The sequence below is a fragment of the Acidovorax sp. AC410 genome, from assembly GCF_979253235.1.
This window is the reverse complement of the sequence record NZ_CEEDCG010000002.1, coordinates 26,977-41,134: the sequence shown is the minus strand read 5'-3', so window position 1 is coordinate 41,134 and position 14,158 is coordinate 26,977. Positions and strand designations below refer to the sequence as shown.

General features: G+C 58.7%; 14 protein-coding genes. 5 read left to right on the top strand and 9 right to left on the bottom strand.

The annotated features are described in order from the left end of the window. Positions 1-4 precede the first annotated feature (4 nt). The 3 genes from AC0IZS_RS32805 to AC0IZS_RS32795 all read right to left on the bottom strand — a co-directional run bounded on the left by AC0IZS_RS32805 (position 5) and on the right by AC0IZS_RS32795 (position 1,756). Positions 5-913 (bottom strand): DUF6685 family protein, encoded by a 909-nt coding sequence (locus AC0IZS_RS32805; protein ID WP_471639622.1) that lies wholly within the window; start codon positions 911-913, stop codon positions 5-7. Between the two features lie 64 nt (positions 914-977). Then, positions 978-1,412, bottom strand: coding sequence for a hypothetical protein (locus AC0IZS_RS32800; protein ID WP_087866050.1), 435 nt, complete (start codon positions 1,410-1,412; stop codon positions 978-980). Continuing rightward, the gene (locus tag AC0IZS_RS32795) at positions 1,409-1,756 is read right to left on the bottom strand and encodes a DUF7673 family protein (protein WP_087866049.1); all 348 of its coding nucleotides are present in this window, start codon (positions 1,754-1,756) and stop codon (positions 1,409-1,411) included. Before AC0IZS_RS32795 ends, AC0IZS_RS32800 begins: the two co-directional genes overlap by 4 nt. A 134-nt stretch (positions 1,757-1,890) precedes the next feature. Here AC0IZS_RS32795 and trfA point away from each other — a divergent pair, with 134 nt between their 5' ends. Continuing rightward, positions 1,891-2,796 carry a plasmid replication initiator TrfA gene (gene trfA / locus AC0IZS_RS32790; RefSeq protein ID WP_172415356.1) on the top strand — a complete coding sequence of 302 codons (906 nt, stop codon included), beginning with the start codon at positions 1,891-1,893 and terminating at the stop codon, positions 2,794-2,796. 1,554 nt (positions 2,797-4,350) lie between these two features. Here trfA and AC0IZS_RS32785 read toward each other — a convergent pair. Together AC0IZS_RS32785 and AC0IZS_RS32780 are read right to left on the bottom strand one after the other, a co-directional pair. After that, on the bottom strand, positions 4,351-4,899 hold the full coding sequence (locus tag AC0IZS_RS32785; RefSeq protein ID WP_305540604.1) for a hypothetical protein: 549 nt from the start codon (positions 4,897-4,899) through the stop codon (positions 4,351-4,353). Positions 4,900-4,962: 63 nt separating this feature from the next. Continuing rightward, positions 4,963-7,767 carry a DotA/TraY family protein gene (locus AC0IZS_RS32780; protein ID WP_471639621.1) on the bottom strand — a complete coding sequence of 935 codons (2,805 nt, stop codon included), beginning with the start codon at positions 7,765-7,767 and terminating at the stop codon, positions 4,963-4,965. A gap of 114 nt (positions 7,768-7,881) precedes the next feature. On the opposite strand from AC0IZS_RS32780, the gene AC0IZS_RS32775 reads away from it, so the two are divergent. From AC0IZS_RS32775 to AC0IZS_RS32760, 4 genes are read left to right on the top strand one after another with little or no spacing between them, the layout of a single operon-like run. Next, the gene (locus tag AC0IZS_RS32775; RefSeq protein WP_471639620.1) at positions 7,882-8,310 is read left to right on the top strand and encodes a hypothetical protein; all 429 of its coding nucleotides are present in this window, start codon (positions 7,882-7,884) and stop codon (positions 8,308-8,310) included. After that, positions 8,307-9,167: a hypothetical protein gene (locus AC0IZS_RS32770; protein WP_087863495.1), complete on the top strand. Its 861-nt coding sequence runs from the start codon at positions 8,307-8,309 to the stop codon at positions 9,165-9,167. Before AC0IZS_RS32775 ends, AC0IZS_RS32770 begins: the two co-directional genes overlap by 4 nt. A gap of 17 nt (positions 9,168-9,184) precedes the next feature. Beyond that, on the top strand, positions 9,185-9,769 hold the full coding sequence (locus AC0IZS_RS32765) for a hypothetical protein (protein ID WP_056639242.1): 585 nt from the start codon (positions 9,185-9,187) through the stop codon (positions 9,767-9,769). A gap of 35 nt (positions 9,770-9,804) precedes the next feature. Beyond that, positions 9,805-10,137, top strand: coding sequence for a hypothetical protein (locus tag AC0IZS_RS32760; protein WP_056639244.1), 333 nt, complete (start codon positions 9,805-9,807; stop codon positions 10,135-10,137). Between the two features lie 54 nt (positions 10,138-10,191). Here AC0IZS_RS32760 and AC0IZS_RS32755 read toward each other — a convergent pair whose 3' ends face one another. From AC0IZS_RS32755 to AC0IZS_RS32740, 4 genes are all read right to left on the bottom strand, one after another. Then, positions 10,192-10,761 (bottom strand): hypothetical protein, encoded by a 570-nt coding sequence (locus AC0IZS_RS32755; protein WP_087863492.1) that lies wholly within the window; start codon positions 10,759-10,761, stop codon positions 10,192-10,194. Then, positions 10,730-11,857, bottom strand: a complete 1,128-nt coding sequence (locus tag AC0IZS_RS32750) for a hypothetical protein (RefSeq protein WP_305540596.1) — start codon at positions 11,855-11,857, stop codon at positions 10,730-10,732. The genes AC0IZS_RS32755 and AC0IZS_RS32750 overlap by 32 nt, the downstream gene beginning before the upstream one ends. A gap of 270 nt (positions 11,858-12,127) precedes the next feature. Beyond that, positions 12,128-12,925, bottom strand: a complete 798-nt coding sequence (locus AC0IZS_RS32745; protein ID WP_144267074.1) for a hypothetical protein — start codon at positions 12,923-12,925, stop codon at positions 12,128-12,130. A gap of 5 nt (positions 12,926-12,930) precedes the next feature. Next, on the bottom strand, positions 12,931-14,103 hold the full coding sequence (locus AC0IZS_RS32740; protein WP_144267073.1) for a thioredoxin domain-containing protein: 1,173 nt from the start codon (positions 14,101-14,103) through the stop codon (positions 12,931-12,933). Positions 14,104-14,158: the final 55 nt, after the last annotated feature.

Below are 14,158 nucleotides of genomic sequence, written 5' to 3'. Positions count from 1 at the left end.
CCAGTCAGTCCAGCGCCGTTGCCAGGGCGCTCAGGTGCTCGCCCAGGTCTTTCATCCCGGCCTTGCGCATCTCCAGGGCCACTCGCATCGAGCGGCCTTCGCTGCGCGGCAGCAGGATGGCTGTGGAGCCCTCATAGGGCCTTGGTAATGGGTGAGACAGCCACGTCGCCCGAACGGCCCTCATGGCGTCTGCGAAGGCGTTCATTTCCAAGGAATCGTCAGTCAGAGCAAACAGCTCAAACTCAGTCCTGAGCGACGCCACAGCGCAGGCATCCAGCCAGTGCGTGTGTAGGTCGCCAGTCAAGGGTACTGGCAGGCCCAGGCGTGCCGCAATGAGCTTTGCGGCTGCGAGATGGTGGCTCCCGCCTGAGTTCATCAGCCACAGTCGCGAGACAGGGGCATCCCACAAGTACCGGGCAAAGTGGTCGGAGCCAGGAGAGTGGATGATGCGTATTTCTCTGTGAGCAAGGGCCTTGGCCAACTGCTGCGGGCTGATCTCGGCAATCAGCTCCTGCGAATTGGTGATGACCATTTGGTCGGTGGAGGCAAAGTTGTTCAGGTCTGACTTGGATGCAGCGAATCCGTCTATGTCCTGCAAATCCACGGTGGCTTGCGTAATCTTGACGCGGGCAAGCCGTGCGTACTCCGGGCGCACGATGTGGAAGCTCTGCCAGCCGTCCTGACCAGACGCCTTCCAGCCAACCAGATGACCTTTCTCTCGTCTGGGCCAGCCCAAGAGCGGGGGGGCGCCCAGCTCGTGCCAGGAGGGCACGTTGCGGGCGCTGATGGTGCGTGCCGGGGCGCTTAGGCTGGTGCGCATGTGTGGGTATGTGGCAAGAACACGGCGGATGCTGGCCGGGTCGCCGAAGGCGTTGCGAACGCCTTCCAAAATCGAGCTGCTTATCGTCTGCAAAATCGTTTCTCCTGGGACTTCGATTCTGCGTATAGCAACATCCGCTTGTCGTGCACTGCTACGGTCAACTACGCTTTGACCTGGGCGGTCGGAAACTCGTCTTTGGCTCAAGCTGCAGCTCGCACCCAGCCTCAAGCATCGCGATGGCTCGTGCGCTTGATGAGGGCGCGTGGCCCAGCTTCATCCGCAGTGCGTTCCCTTGCACCTCGCATTCGATGATTGGCAATCCGTATGTTGTGTATGCCGCTGCGCAGCGCGCCAGCTTTTCGTGCTCAAGCTGCTCCGCTACCCGACGCGCAGTCAGCGTAGCTGGTGCGAGCTGGTGCGCTTCGAGCTTGGCAATGAGCTGCTGGGTAATAGGCACCCGAGGGAGTCGTTTCAGGTAGTCTGACGCCTCCTGCAGCAGGCTGAGCGTATCCACCAGCACAGCACCCACATCGGTTTTCCCGATGATGAGCGCTGGATCGAGCGGCGGTTGAAGGCCTGCCCATTCAGTCATTTGTCACCGTCCGATCTCAGACCCCACTTGGTGCACATCGCCTCGATGCGGCGAGCGCCGTCCGGCACTAGGGAGTGCAGATCGGCTCGCCCCCATCGCAGTGCGTCAAGGCAGAGCAGCATGTCGTCTGAAATGTCCACGTCTAGGGTTCGGAGGATGAACGGGTCAAGTGGGAACGCCGTGCCGTTGTAGGTGGCTGCGACGAACTGCGCCACGCGCTGAATCTGGCCGCTGTCGCGTTCCTCGGTGAGGGCGAGCAGCCGAGCGTAGGCCTGTGCAGCAGGGGCCTGCACGCTATCGGCGCGTCTGCCCCATTCCTTCTGTTGTTCATGGTAGTCGTTCATTCACACCTCCTGAGTCAAAGAATGCCCAATCGTGGCATAATTATTCCACACTAATTGAGGCCTTTCAGGCTGCTATTCGTTGGTGTTTATGAGTGTGTATGATTTACGGCAGCATGCAACTGCGGAGGGGTTCTATGACAGAGGATCGGACAACGGCCAAGGCGCGGCAACTGGTGGACCAACAGATGGCTCGCGCTGCAGCTCGCAAGAGCGAAGAGCTGGAGCTGCTGCATAGCGACGGGCAGTTGATGATGTGGCCGGAGGATGAGCGAGCTGCGCCCAACGAAGTTTTCCGTAGCGGTCTTTGCAGCGCTCGCAATCGCAAGGTGCCGCGCAGCGTGTTCGTTGCCCAGAACCCGCTGCGCACTCCCATCCTGGGTGGCGGGGAGATTTTCTACATCGGCGAGGAACTGCGCCAGGACGATGAAACCGTCTGGCTGCAGCTCGTGCATTTGTCCAAGGCGGCGCGGTGCCCTTCCGTCACTTTCACGCCGCACAGTTTTCTCAAGGCCATCAGGTGGCCGACCACCGGCCCCAGCTACCAGCGCCTGCTGGGCACGATCCGTCGCCTCTCGTCAGGCACTATCGAGGTTTACAGCCAGCGCTTCGACAAGGGCTGCAGCACCCGGTTGATCGCGGGCTACGAGTACAGCAAGGACGAGCAGAAGCCCTGGACTGTCAAAGTCTTCGACAAGGAAGACAGGCTGCTGTTCTTGTTCGAGCGCATGTACAGCCGGATAGATTGGGAGACTCGACTGGCCCTCCCCGAGGGCGTGGCCACATGGCTGCATGCCTATTTCTCCACCCATCAAGAACCCTACGCGCACAAGCTGGAGACACTGCTGCGTGGAGCTGGCATTGAGGTCGATGCACCGGAGGATGCTGACCTCGATGCCAAGGCCCAGGCGAGCCGTAAATCTGCTCGCTTGCGCGAGGCCAAGAAGACCATGAAACGTGCCCTGGAGGCCCTGGTGAGCGTGGGCTTCCTCAAGGCCTACGACATATCCAAGACCGGCCTCGTGACCGTCTTCCGCGCCTGAGCAAGCTGCTCGTGCCGCCTGCGCTACCGCAAGCGCTCGGCACCCTTCCCTCCCTGGATTCGTACATAGACAACCGCCGCGCGTCGCTGGAGTGATCCAGCGGTGCCTGCACGCTGGGCGTGTTCGTCACTAGACCCCCGTCCTCACGGGCAAGACGCTGCGCCACGGGCTGTGGCGAGCACTGCTGTTCGTCGGTTGACCCCCGGCAGTTCGTTTTTTGACCCCCACAAGCAGCATTGCAGCGCGATGCACGAGCCATTTCCCCAAGGAAAGGCTCCTTCCAAGCCGCTTTTGAGGGGGTGGGGGGCCTGGTCTGTTCGCTCGCCTGCCGTTCGTATTTTGACCCCCGGCCCGCGCCAGGGCGCGCTACTGGCCGGCTGAGGCCAGGACTAGGGGGCAAAAGTTCGTATTTAGACCCCCGGCAGCGACAATTCAGAGCAGGCATGGGCATGCTGGGCAGGTTCTGTTCGTATGTTGACCCCCGCGAAGCTCCTTCAGGCACCCGGATTCGTACTTAGACCCCCGCAGAGTTCGTATTTAGACCCCCGTTTTCGGGATGAGCAGCCACCCATGGCAGGGAACAGGGGCCTTGAAGGCGCAAAACGTATCAAAAAGTACGCCGCGCGGACGGGGCGGACACGATTCGTATGTTGACCCCCGATTTGAAGGCACTCTTCGTAGGTTGACCCCCGTCCAGACGGGCAAATTCGCATGTTGACCCCCGCCTACTCGTATGTTGAGCCCTGCAAGTTCGCATGTTGACCCCCGCCAGTTCGTATGTAGAACACCGCCGCACTTCGCCTAAGCCTATGATTCACAAGGCGTTTTTGGGGTTACCCACACCCCTCTAACTGTCTTTTAACTTTTTTATAACTGGTTTTTTAACTAGGCCCGCACCCTGTGGATAACTCGCGAATTTTTTCGCGGGGTGCACGAAGTCACCGCCTCTTGGGGGGCTGCGCCCCCCGCCAGCTCCTCCGGCCTTCGGCCTACGCCCGCGCTTCGCGCTCCCGCCCGGCATCCCCCCAATACCATTAACAGGCCCCCGAAGGGGGCGGAATAGGCCCCCCCAGGCCGTAGAAGAACTACCTCTGTGGGAGGGGCGCTTCGACGCCCCTCGGCCTCCGGCCCGCTGCCTGCTGGCAGCTCCCCCGCTGCGGGCTGTCGCCCCAGACCCCATGGGAGGGCAAGCCCTCCCCCCGCTGCCGTCGCAGCGGCACCCCCCTCCGACCTGTTAATCAGGAAGAGGGGGCGGCGAAGCCGGTTGGAAATACCGCTGTCGCTTGCCCACGAGCCCAGGAAGGGCCTAAAAACGTTTTGGCAAGGGGTCGGGCTGGGTGGTTTCCTGAGCGGCCTTCCTGCAGGATGCCCCTGCGGCCTCGGTGAAGTCGCTCACGACGCTGGCCAGGGCGTCTGCCTTCCCTCCTGACATTTCGACATTCCGGTGGACCGCCGAGGCGGGTTTGTGCACGAGCTGCTGCGTGCTGAACACAGCAGGCAAAAAAAAACCAGCGGAGTGCGCTGGTTAAAGGGAGGAACCGTGATTGAGGTGCGTCAGGCTGTGGCCGCTGCGCCTGGAGATGGTGAGGCTTGCTGCTTCTTGATCTGTGCAATCGTTTCGTTGATGACGTGGTGCCCAATCGAGAGGTATTGCTTCACCAGTGGCTGATTGTGAGGAAACCGATGGGCGGTCACGTATTCCCGCCCTTGCAGCTTGTACGCATTGTCTCCGTACTCGGAGATGAAGGTATCGCGGGCCGCGAGCGGCTGATGCGCAACAATTTTCATTGCAGGTGTGGCAATAGCCACAACACCCAAGAATGCCTTGTGCATGCCCTCGTAGTCGGCTCGCAGCGACTGGGCTTGCTCCTGCCGCAGTTCAAGAAGCTGCTGCATCTGTGCAAGCTGGTACTGTAGGTTGGCGTTCGCGTCGTGGAGACGCTCAATCACCCCGTCACGTTCAGCGATCACGTTCTCGCTGTGGATCGTGGCAGCGTTCCAGCCATTGGTGTACCCCTGCTCCAGGCCCATTGCATGGCCGTGAGCATGTCCAGTGTTGTAGCCAACGGACTCAGCAAGTCGAGGGTCTTGAAAAACGGACATTGGGTACTCCTTTCACGTTGTAATTAGTATGCGCTAATTAGAAAATTTGCGCACGGGTTTTCTTTAGGCTGCAGCGCTTCTGTCGCTCTCATTGTCATCGAGCATGTGGTTTTTAGCTGTACCAGATGGTTCTGCGGTATCCGAATTCAGCACGGCACCAACGCCTGCAGTCGAGGCTGCTTCGTTGGAGAGTGGTCTGTTGCCATTGGCATCAGTACCGCCACTTGTGGCATCGTCAGCTCTTGCGGATGAGGTTGAGGATTCATTGTTGACCAGTCGGTCCTGGCCCGACGAGTAGTTCTGCGCAGCAGCGCCTGCTGCAACGCCTGCAGCACCAGCTCCCGCAGCGCGCGAGCTGGACGTGGCCGGAGACTGTTCGGGCGGCACATAGTCTGGTGTGTCATGTCCCTTGGACTGTCCAGTGTCGGAGATTGGCCGATGGGCGCGATTGGCGTCGCTTCCCGCTCCACCAGCATAGGCAGCACCTGCCGCTGCGCCGCCTGCTGCAGCACCGGCATAGCCCAGGCCTGAGCCGCCAGAGGGCATGGCGCCTCCGCTGCGCCCTGCATTACCCGATCCAGCGGGTGGCAAGCGGCGGGCTCCTGCCGCGCCGCCAAGGGCTGCGCCGCGTGCGGATGCTCCATGGCGTTCCATGCCGCTGCGCATCTCTGCCGTGGCCTGGGTTTCACCCAGCGGTTTGATTCCGGCGCCGATCCACGTAAGGATTGCATCAGGAAGTGTATTTGTCAGACCGAAGATCATGTACACGATAGGCCCCAGCATAAGGCCGTACATAATCATCCAGTTTTTCCAAGTGAGGAATTGGACAAAGAATCCCAGGGATTCAGCACTCGAAACATTTGCTGTCCGCATTGCCCAGAATGCCTTCGATACATACAAGACGATGGGATTAGCAAGCAACATTGCAGCAAAAAGCGCTGCAATAATGAGTACAGGCCGCATAAACAGCGACAGGAACATCAAATAGCCTTGTGTTTGACTACCAACGAATGTCCGGTCAGGCGTCATGTGCATAACGGCCCAAAGCGGAGCTGCGAACACAGTTTGAAGGACGGCCAGCAGCCACCCAACAACCGCCACGATGAAGATCGTGTAAGGCAAACTGGGCAGGAAAACACCGAAATAGAAGGCAAGAATATCTATCCAGCCTGATATTTCCGCGATGGGTTGCAGGATATTTCGTCCCAAGAACTCGCTGAGAATATCCGCTGCTTTCGACACGCCACCCACGATGGGCACGCCGGTTGTTGCCGCAGCAATTACACGACCTGTGGTCACAGCAGTATCAAGCAGCTTGCCAATACCAGAGAGCGTTCCATTGGCGACAGCCAGAATATCTCCTGTAGTCTTGATACGAGCGATGGCATCTGCATTACCGTCCGCGCCCGTCGCCGTGTTCGTGACGGCCTCCATCACTCTGCCGACAAGTGAATTCATAACCTTGTTGCCACGCTCACCCATCTGGTCAATGTCCACATCGTCCAGATCGACAGGAATGATGCTTGCGACATTGCCTGTGTCAGTGATGGATTTGGGGGTGTAGCCAGAGCCGTCAAGCGCCTTGCGTGCGATGACAGCGGGCATGATTGCGCTTTGTCGCACCAAGTTGCCCTTGGCATCTTCCGGGAGCCAGCGCAGAGCTGGTTGCGTCACAGTACCGGGTGACTCTGCGTAAATCTTGCGCAGCTCTTCACGGATGCCTCCCAGACGCTGGTAATAGCCGCCCGCCATTGCCCAGCCGTCTTTGGTAATGTCATTTGTGAAACGCTCCATCAACCCTTTGAGGGTATTGTCAGACTGCATGCGCGACCGGAGGTTCGACAGCATATTTGTCTGAGCGTTGTCGGCAATAGTGTTGAAGGTATTGACGCTGACAGTGCTCCAATCCTGATTAATGTCTCCAGGCCAGGACGCAACCCAACTGTCGATTTCTCGCATCATGTCTTTGACTGCGGAAAGTTTTGCAGCGAGGATGGCGTCCCGCAACAGGCTGATCGCTTGATTATTGGCATCACGCGCCGCATCGTCAAAAACTGCGGACAACAGCACTGGTGTGGAACTCGGTGTCGGGGTTGCATGCTGATATTCATACAGGTTGACTGTTCCGCAAACTGCGTTCCCACCAGCCAGCGGAGCCAAAAGATTTCTGTCTTTGAACTCGTATGTGTATGTGGTTTTAATACCAGCTTCGGTGGCTTGCCTGTCAGGTGTGCCGCCCGTATTCAAACTGACATTCGGTGGCACGAGGCCAGAAACAATACCGTCGCCATAAACTGCATTAACAGTTTTTGCGCAATATGCCGAGACCATGTAGTTAGATGCAAGCTCTCGCATATTGAATAAAGGGAAGTCTTTATTCGCTGTTGCGCTAGAGCCCACCCCGATTTGCTGACTCACATTTTGTAGTGAGCCAGCGATGATGCCGTTTTCAACGCCCATCTTGAAGGTGCCGTTGGCAAAGCCAACCGACCACAGCGAGAACATCATGACGATGAGCTGGATGAACGAGTAGCCGGTGCCCGTGGGCAGAAGCACCGCCGCACCGGAAACGATCCGCACGGGTGTCCACAAGGACGACCAGTTTTTTCCGAAGGCCTCGCCATCGTTGGCCGTGTTGATGACGCCCATGATGGTGATGAAGCTGACGATCAGCATCGCAACGGTCAGCACCCCGCTGTTGAAGTAACTCATCATCGTCGCGATCACGTTCACAACCGGATCGACCGTGCCAGGGTCCGCTCCAAGTGTGAGATTGCGAATAACTGGCCCGAAGACTGTCTGCAGGATGCTGACTGTTACGTCTGTGCATGGGTCTGCCGTGCAGGGGGTGAAAGGCATTGTTGCCATTGATGTGTCCCGAAGTGATGTAACCGAGTCCTAAGATTCTCTCAGGATGCTAGTGTGTTTTCAATGAAGAAAATATACTCGGCGAGTGCCATCATCGTAGAAAAGTGAGAAAACATGCCGTTGCAGGAATTGAATTACACGGATGGAGCCCAGTGGGTGCTCGCGCGAAGCGCCATCAAAGTCTCCAACGTTGAGATTTATGCAGCGCTCCAGGCGCTGGCCTACTCAGCGGCCCAGGCGCGGGCCGACTGTGCGGTGGGTGGACTTTTTCCGGGCTCCACGCTTGAGGTGCTGCTGACACGCGACCTCGATGCCGAGTACCGCCTTGAGGTGCCCGCGCTGCCCGCTCACGTTGATGCGAGCGCGATGCGCGCCATCGGTGAAGCGATTACGCGGGAAATGAAGGACACAGGCAAAAAGCTGCTCACGTTGAGGGTCGAGGGGTTTGGCGAGGTGGTGGTGTTCCCCCCAGAAGATGAGCGAAACAGTCCTGCTGGGCACAAAGACGACCCTGTTGAACGCATAACGAACGGAGCACTATGACGATGAAGAAGCTCCCGGTAGTTGCTCGCTTTGAGTCGGAGAACGACTTTCTGAGCAGGCAACTCAATCAAGATCGCCCTGCACGATTGGCAGTTCGTGTGGTTTTGAACTTGGCCCAGGTCCAAGGAAACCTCGTTGAGAAGCTGACCGAAGCGGCGACCGCTGTTGGTCAAACGATGCAAGTTGCTTTCAAGCGACACATCGCCAACATGGCGGACGCTTCGCAGGCGCTCGCAACACAACTGATCTACGCCGAGATCAACCGTGTGTCGCCAGCCCAACAGGCCGAGCTGGTGAAGCAAGGCCGCGACGCTCCTATTGTCTCCGAGGCGACACTGAGGCAGCGCCGCATTGCACCGGAGGTTCAGGCAGCACTGATTGAGCACTGCAGCGGTCACACATCGACCTTGCAGGCCCTGGCAGCACGGCCTGATGCGACGCTGGACACACTTGCAGCCTTGGCAGTCAGCAATGACCAGCGGACACGGTTGAACGTGGCTGCGAGCCTTGGGGGGCACATGCGCTTAGACGAGCCAGGTCTGACAACTAAAAAAGCTGCTATTTTTAGTGCTTTAATGGTGGGTTACGAGAGCGATTTCGCTCCATATCTCGTCCCCGTGTGCCAGTCATCGGAGCAGCTTCGGGAAATGTTCGACAAGACCTCGAAGGCGCTGGGCGTTGTTGAGGCCTTTGTCGAAAACCCATACACACCGGACAGCGTGCTGGTGGACATTGCATCGTCGCCCACGATGCACCTTGTTCAGCACGGTGCGGCCAAACGTGCAAGGGATTTGCTGCAGGCCAGAGCAGACCTGCGCGAGTCTTCAAGCTACTCAGACGATATGGCACCATCATGACAGCACATGAAAGCTATATGTCGAATTTGTCCGTCCGCAGAGCAAGCGAGGCCGCGATAGGCATTGCCGCTTTGCGCCAGCTTGCATCCACTCCCGAGAACAGCTATGCGATTGATTCCATGGCTGATGAGATGCTTGGCGAAGACAGTAGAGCGCTGTCAGTGCGCACGGGCATTCACACCCTCGCTGCTCGCGAGAGCGGGTTCCTCAAAGAGCGCGCTACACACGCCACTGTCTCCCCTCGGGTCAACGAAACCCGTGAGCGGGAGCTTTCCTCCATGGTCAGCGTCTACGCCGCAGCATTGACCACGTTGAACTCCATCCCTGCGTTGCGCAGCAACGATGCTGACGGCATCAACGTGCTGCAGGAGAGCTTCGTGACTGCCATGCAGGGCATTGACCAGTTCCCTATGGGCGCGAAGGCGCGGCAGGAGCTGCGCGCGCAGTTTCAGAGCGAGACGGCCCTGGCAGTGCCGGAGGCCAACCGGCCCCAGGTCGCCGAGCTGCTGCTGCAGGCCGAGCAGATTTATTTGAAGCGATATGCCGACATGGTGTATTCGCATTACGACGAACCAAATGACGGCCCTTCGCCGTCGATGTGAGCGAGGTGTCTATGTCTCCAGCGTCCTTCCAGGCCATGTCATCCAGCGTTCTGCCATCGCAAGAGCGTGAAATTCTGATTTCCAAGCAGTCCGCGCTGTCGGCCCATGGCCAGCAGACGCGGGCAGCGCTGAACAAGCTCCCTCCCCCGGTGGTGGACTCGCTCCTGGCCGATTACAAGGCCCCCAGCAACGAAACGCTCGATGGCGTTTTTGTTGCTATGGCAGAGCGCGAGCGCATCATCGAGTCTGCAGAAAAGGGACAAAACCTCGATGTGGAGTGGCTCAAGAATGGAGCCGCGACTTCTCGTCAGATGGACGAGATCGGGCTTGGGTCCAACGATCCTTGGAATGATGGCCCGTCGATCTGAGGGCAGCTCATAAAAAAAGCCGCCTGCGAGGCGGCTTTTTTGTGGGTGGAACCGTTAGAAGTACCGCGCCATGTCGCGGCTGTTCTGGCGCTCTCTCGTGGCCTCGTTGAGAGCTGCAACAACGTCCCCGCGCTTGATCTTGATGCCGAGGCCTTGGGGCCTGCCTACATCGGTGATCTGGCCCTCGTGGACGGTCATCTCCACCGGCACGACATAGTTGGCCTGGGCCATCTCTTCGCGCTTGGCTTTCTGATCGCACCAAATACCTATGGTGAGTGGAGGCAGGTTCACCTCCATACACTGCGCACCATCTGTGGACAGATACAGCCTGTCGGAGACATAGGCCGAGTCAAATGGCATGGCGGAAAGCCAAGTCATCTCGAACGGCTGCGCGGCCAGGAGCAGAGAGCTGCCCTCGACCGCGAATGCAAACCGGCTGGACTGCATCGTACTGAGCATCACCACAGATGCGTGGCGCGGGTGCCGCTTGATCTCATCGCGGCGGAAGTTCCCTGCCCAACGCATGAAGTTGGTGTATGCGGTCAACAAGGTGGTGGCTTTCTGGAGCCTCTTCTTGTCTTCCTCGGGAATCTCAGGGGCGTCGCTTTGTTCTTGTTTTGCCATTCCGCGCTCCATGTTGCGGTTTTTTGGGTTGAGAGAGTTTTGCCTTGACACGAACCGGGCGTGCCACGGGTTTTGGAGGGGCCGCAGCGGGAGCCTCTGGCGTTGCTGGCTGGAGTGCTTTACCGCGTTTGCGTGCGTCAATGAGCATGAACAGGTCGTGCAGCAGGGAATTCAATGCCCTGTTCGGCGAGTAGCCAGTCAGCTTGGCGTGCGCCAGGACGCGCTCCTCGATCTTTGCATTGAGCGTCCATTTGATGGCGCTCGCCTCTTTTCGCGATTTGAGGACCGTCATGCCCATCTGGCGGGCCATGACCATCACCGTGTCGTAATCGCGCAGCGTGAGGTTGAAGTGCGCCCGCACGTCCACCTTGCGGCGCGGGTTTGCAAGGTGCTCGCCGTCCTTTATCCACTGGATGACAACCGGCATCTTGATGAAAAGCTGGTAGAGCTTTGCCATCAGATTGAATCCGTATGTGATCTGGGTCTGCTCGACCGCCCCGCGTTCAAGATCGGGGCGGGCGAGGTTGCTCGCCAGTGTTTTCAAGGTGATCTCGTTGTCCATCACCAGGGGGTCGCGGTTCTTCTTCGTTTCCGAGAATTCAGGCGACTCGCCCCGGATGTAGTAGATGGAGCCGCGTTTGGAGACTTCGAGCTGCAAGAACGAGCAGGCAGCACAGAACACGTCTTCTGTGCAAAGGCGATGGCGCACCAGGGCGGCGATTTGCTCGCCCTCCACTTCCCCAACAGGATGGACGGCCAGGGTTGCGTTGTACTGGTCGTCGTAATGCTGATAGGCCCTGCGCTTCGCTTGTACAGCCTCGTCAGTGTCCTCCGGCATGTTCTTGGTGTGCTCGTGTGCGAGTACAGCCGAAGTGAGCACTATTCGCTGCAGATCGCGCAGCAGGTTGAAGTAGCTCTTGATCGGCAAGACCTTGTGGGAGATCAGAACCAGTCGCCGAAGCAAGATGACCGCATCGGTCAGTTGCTCCGGTGACGGGATCAAGAGGTAGCGAGTTCGGAGGCAAAAAGCCGCTATTTCCTCGCTCAGTGCTTTTAGGGCGGCGGGGTCGTTTTCGACGTTACTGAGTTCGCGCATACGTGGGACGTGGCTCTATTGATGTGTATAGACCCGCTATGGTAGGCAAGTCGTCCACCCCTTGCTCGCGCAATAACTTAATAAACAGTCGCGCTGGCTCAAGTTGTTCGTCTTGCTTCCATTTGGGCAGTAGTTTGTCGTCGCGGTCACGCATGATGCTCGTCAAATGCCGCGCAGCAGCATCCCGCCAAGCCTGACGCTGGCGGGTGGGGATGAGAGCAAAGTCACCACGAAGACTGGGCACCCTACCTTCCATGAAAGCATCCGGTGTTATGGGGCCGCGAGACAGCCCAGGTCGCCGTTTTTGCCTGGATCAAGGCCCATTTCTCTGAGAGTATTCCTTGTGATCTCGATCTGTTCGTCGCGGGCGCGAGGGTCGTTTGCAAGCGCCTTGTTGACGGCGGACTGAACGGGATCAGAGGACGAAAGCATGATTTTGAGCGTTGCGGCCAAAAGCAGCAAGGCCAGCAGGCCAACAAACCAAGTTGCTTTTTTGCTCCAGCCCTTTTTGCCGCCGCTGCTGCGCGCTGAGCCTGTAGGGGCGGCTGGGCCGCCAGCGTAGGCCAGGGCTGGTCTGGCAAGCCAAGGAGAGCCAGCGGGAGCCTGTTCATAGGCTGCGGTGGTCGGGGCGGCTCCTGCGCCGCTGCTGTAGACCATTTCCAGGCTTGCCTCGGTGAAGGCGTCGGCCACGCCCTGGAGAACCTGTTGTTCGACTTCCAGCGCTGGAGGGAAGTTGAGCTTCCCTTCCTTGCTGCGCTTGCCGCTGCCCTCAACTTCCAGCGAAAACTCGGCCAGGAGGTATCGAGTAGCTTCTGCTTCGCCCTTTTGGGTGAGCAGGTTGATCTTGCCTTGGTACAGCGCACGGTCCACCAGTTCCTGGGTGGATACATCGGTCACTTCCGTGGTGATGTTCGTGACGCCTTCGGTGTCGATCATCACCACGCGGGGCGAGCGCTTGAGGTCAAGGTCGGTGGCCGTATCGAACACGACGACTAGACGGTTGCTTGCGTTTCCTGCTGCAACAACGCGCAGCTCAGGAGCGAAATCGGGCAGAGTTTGTTTTGCCATGGAATTTACTTCTTGGGGTTGCCGAGAATGTCGTCAATAACTGCCTGTTCAGACAGGCCCATCATCATTCGTGCTTTGCCAGAGCGGCGATCAACGAAGAACGCCACGGGGACTCCGGGACTGGGTTCGTTGTTTTGCTTGAAGGCCTCGAACATGAAGTCGAGGTTGTTGTTGAGAGCTGCCACGTCAGCGGCAGTAGGTTCGGTAGCGATTTGCTCGTGCTTGCCCAGCACTCGCTCCATCACGCTGGGGTCTTTGGAGCGCAGGATGGTCGTCGCCAGGGGGAGGCCCTGTTCAGGGCGCCCCAAGGCGGCAGTGGGAATCCATTTGATGGTCATTCCCTTGGCCACATGCTCGCGCGTCTTGAGGTAGGCGCTGCGGCAGTATGGGCACCGGGGGTCAATGATGATGTAGAGCGTGTCCGCTGGACCGCCCTTCCCTTCCTTGAAGCCAGCCAAGCCATCAACGAGCTTGATGGCTTCGGGGATCTGGTTGGGGGCCTTGCCGTCGAATGCGGACGGGGTTGAGTGCTTGCCGGTCACAAGGTTGTTTGTGGGCGTGGCCGGTGCCACAACTTGAGGCAGGCGTGCCGCATAGTTGGGGTCACCACCGGGCATCGGCATGGGCAGCGCAGCGGATTCGGATACGTTGGCGCCGCTCTCCAGATTCCACACCACCCCGGAAACGAGGGCCTTGCCATCGGCGGTGGTGTACAGCTTCACGGTTTTGCCGGATTTGCTGATGAGGGTCCACATCGTCAAGCCACCAACAGGCATCACCTGCTTGGTCACAGGTGTGCCGTAGCGTGCGAGATGGGTCATCACGGGGTCGTTTTGCAAAGCCTGAGCAGCTTGCGCCGCTTCTGCGGCACCCGCCCCTATCGCTTGAGCCGTGGGTGTGCCTACGGTCGGCAGCGTTGGGGGAGCGTCGAATCCACGCGATGGTGGCGCAGGTGGCAGCTTGACCTCTGGCCGCTCTGCGTTTGGAGGTTGCAGTGCCGCCATCTTGTCGTGGATTTCTCCACTGAGATCAGGTGAACGAGGCGGTGCCTTGAAGTCGGCGATGCCATCTGCAGAAAGTTGAGGGGAGGCGGTGCGGCTGGCAACGAGCCAAACCCCACCCATTAAGACGGCCACCGCAGCGGCGGCAATAGCGAGTTTTTTGCGTGTCAATTCCATGAGCAACATCCATTTGAAGCTCACACGATGCTATCACCGATTTAGAAAAGCGTAA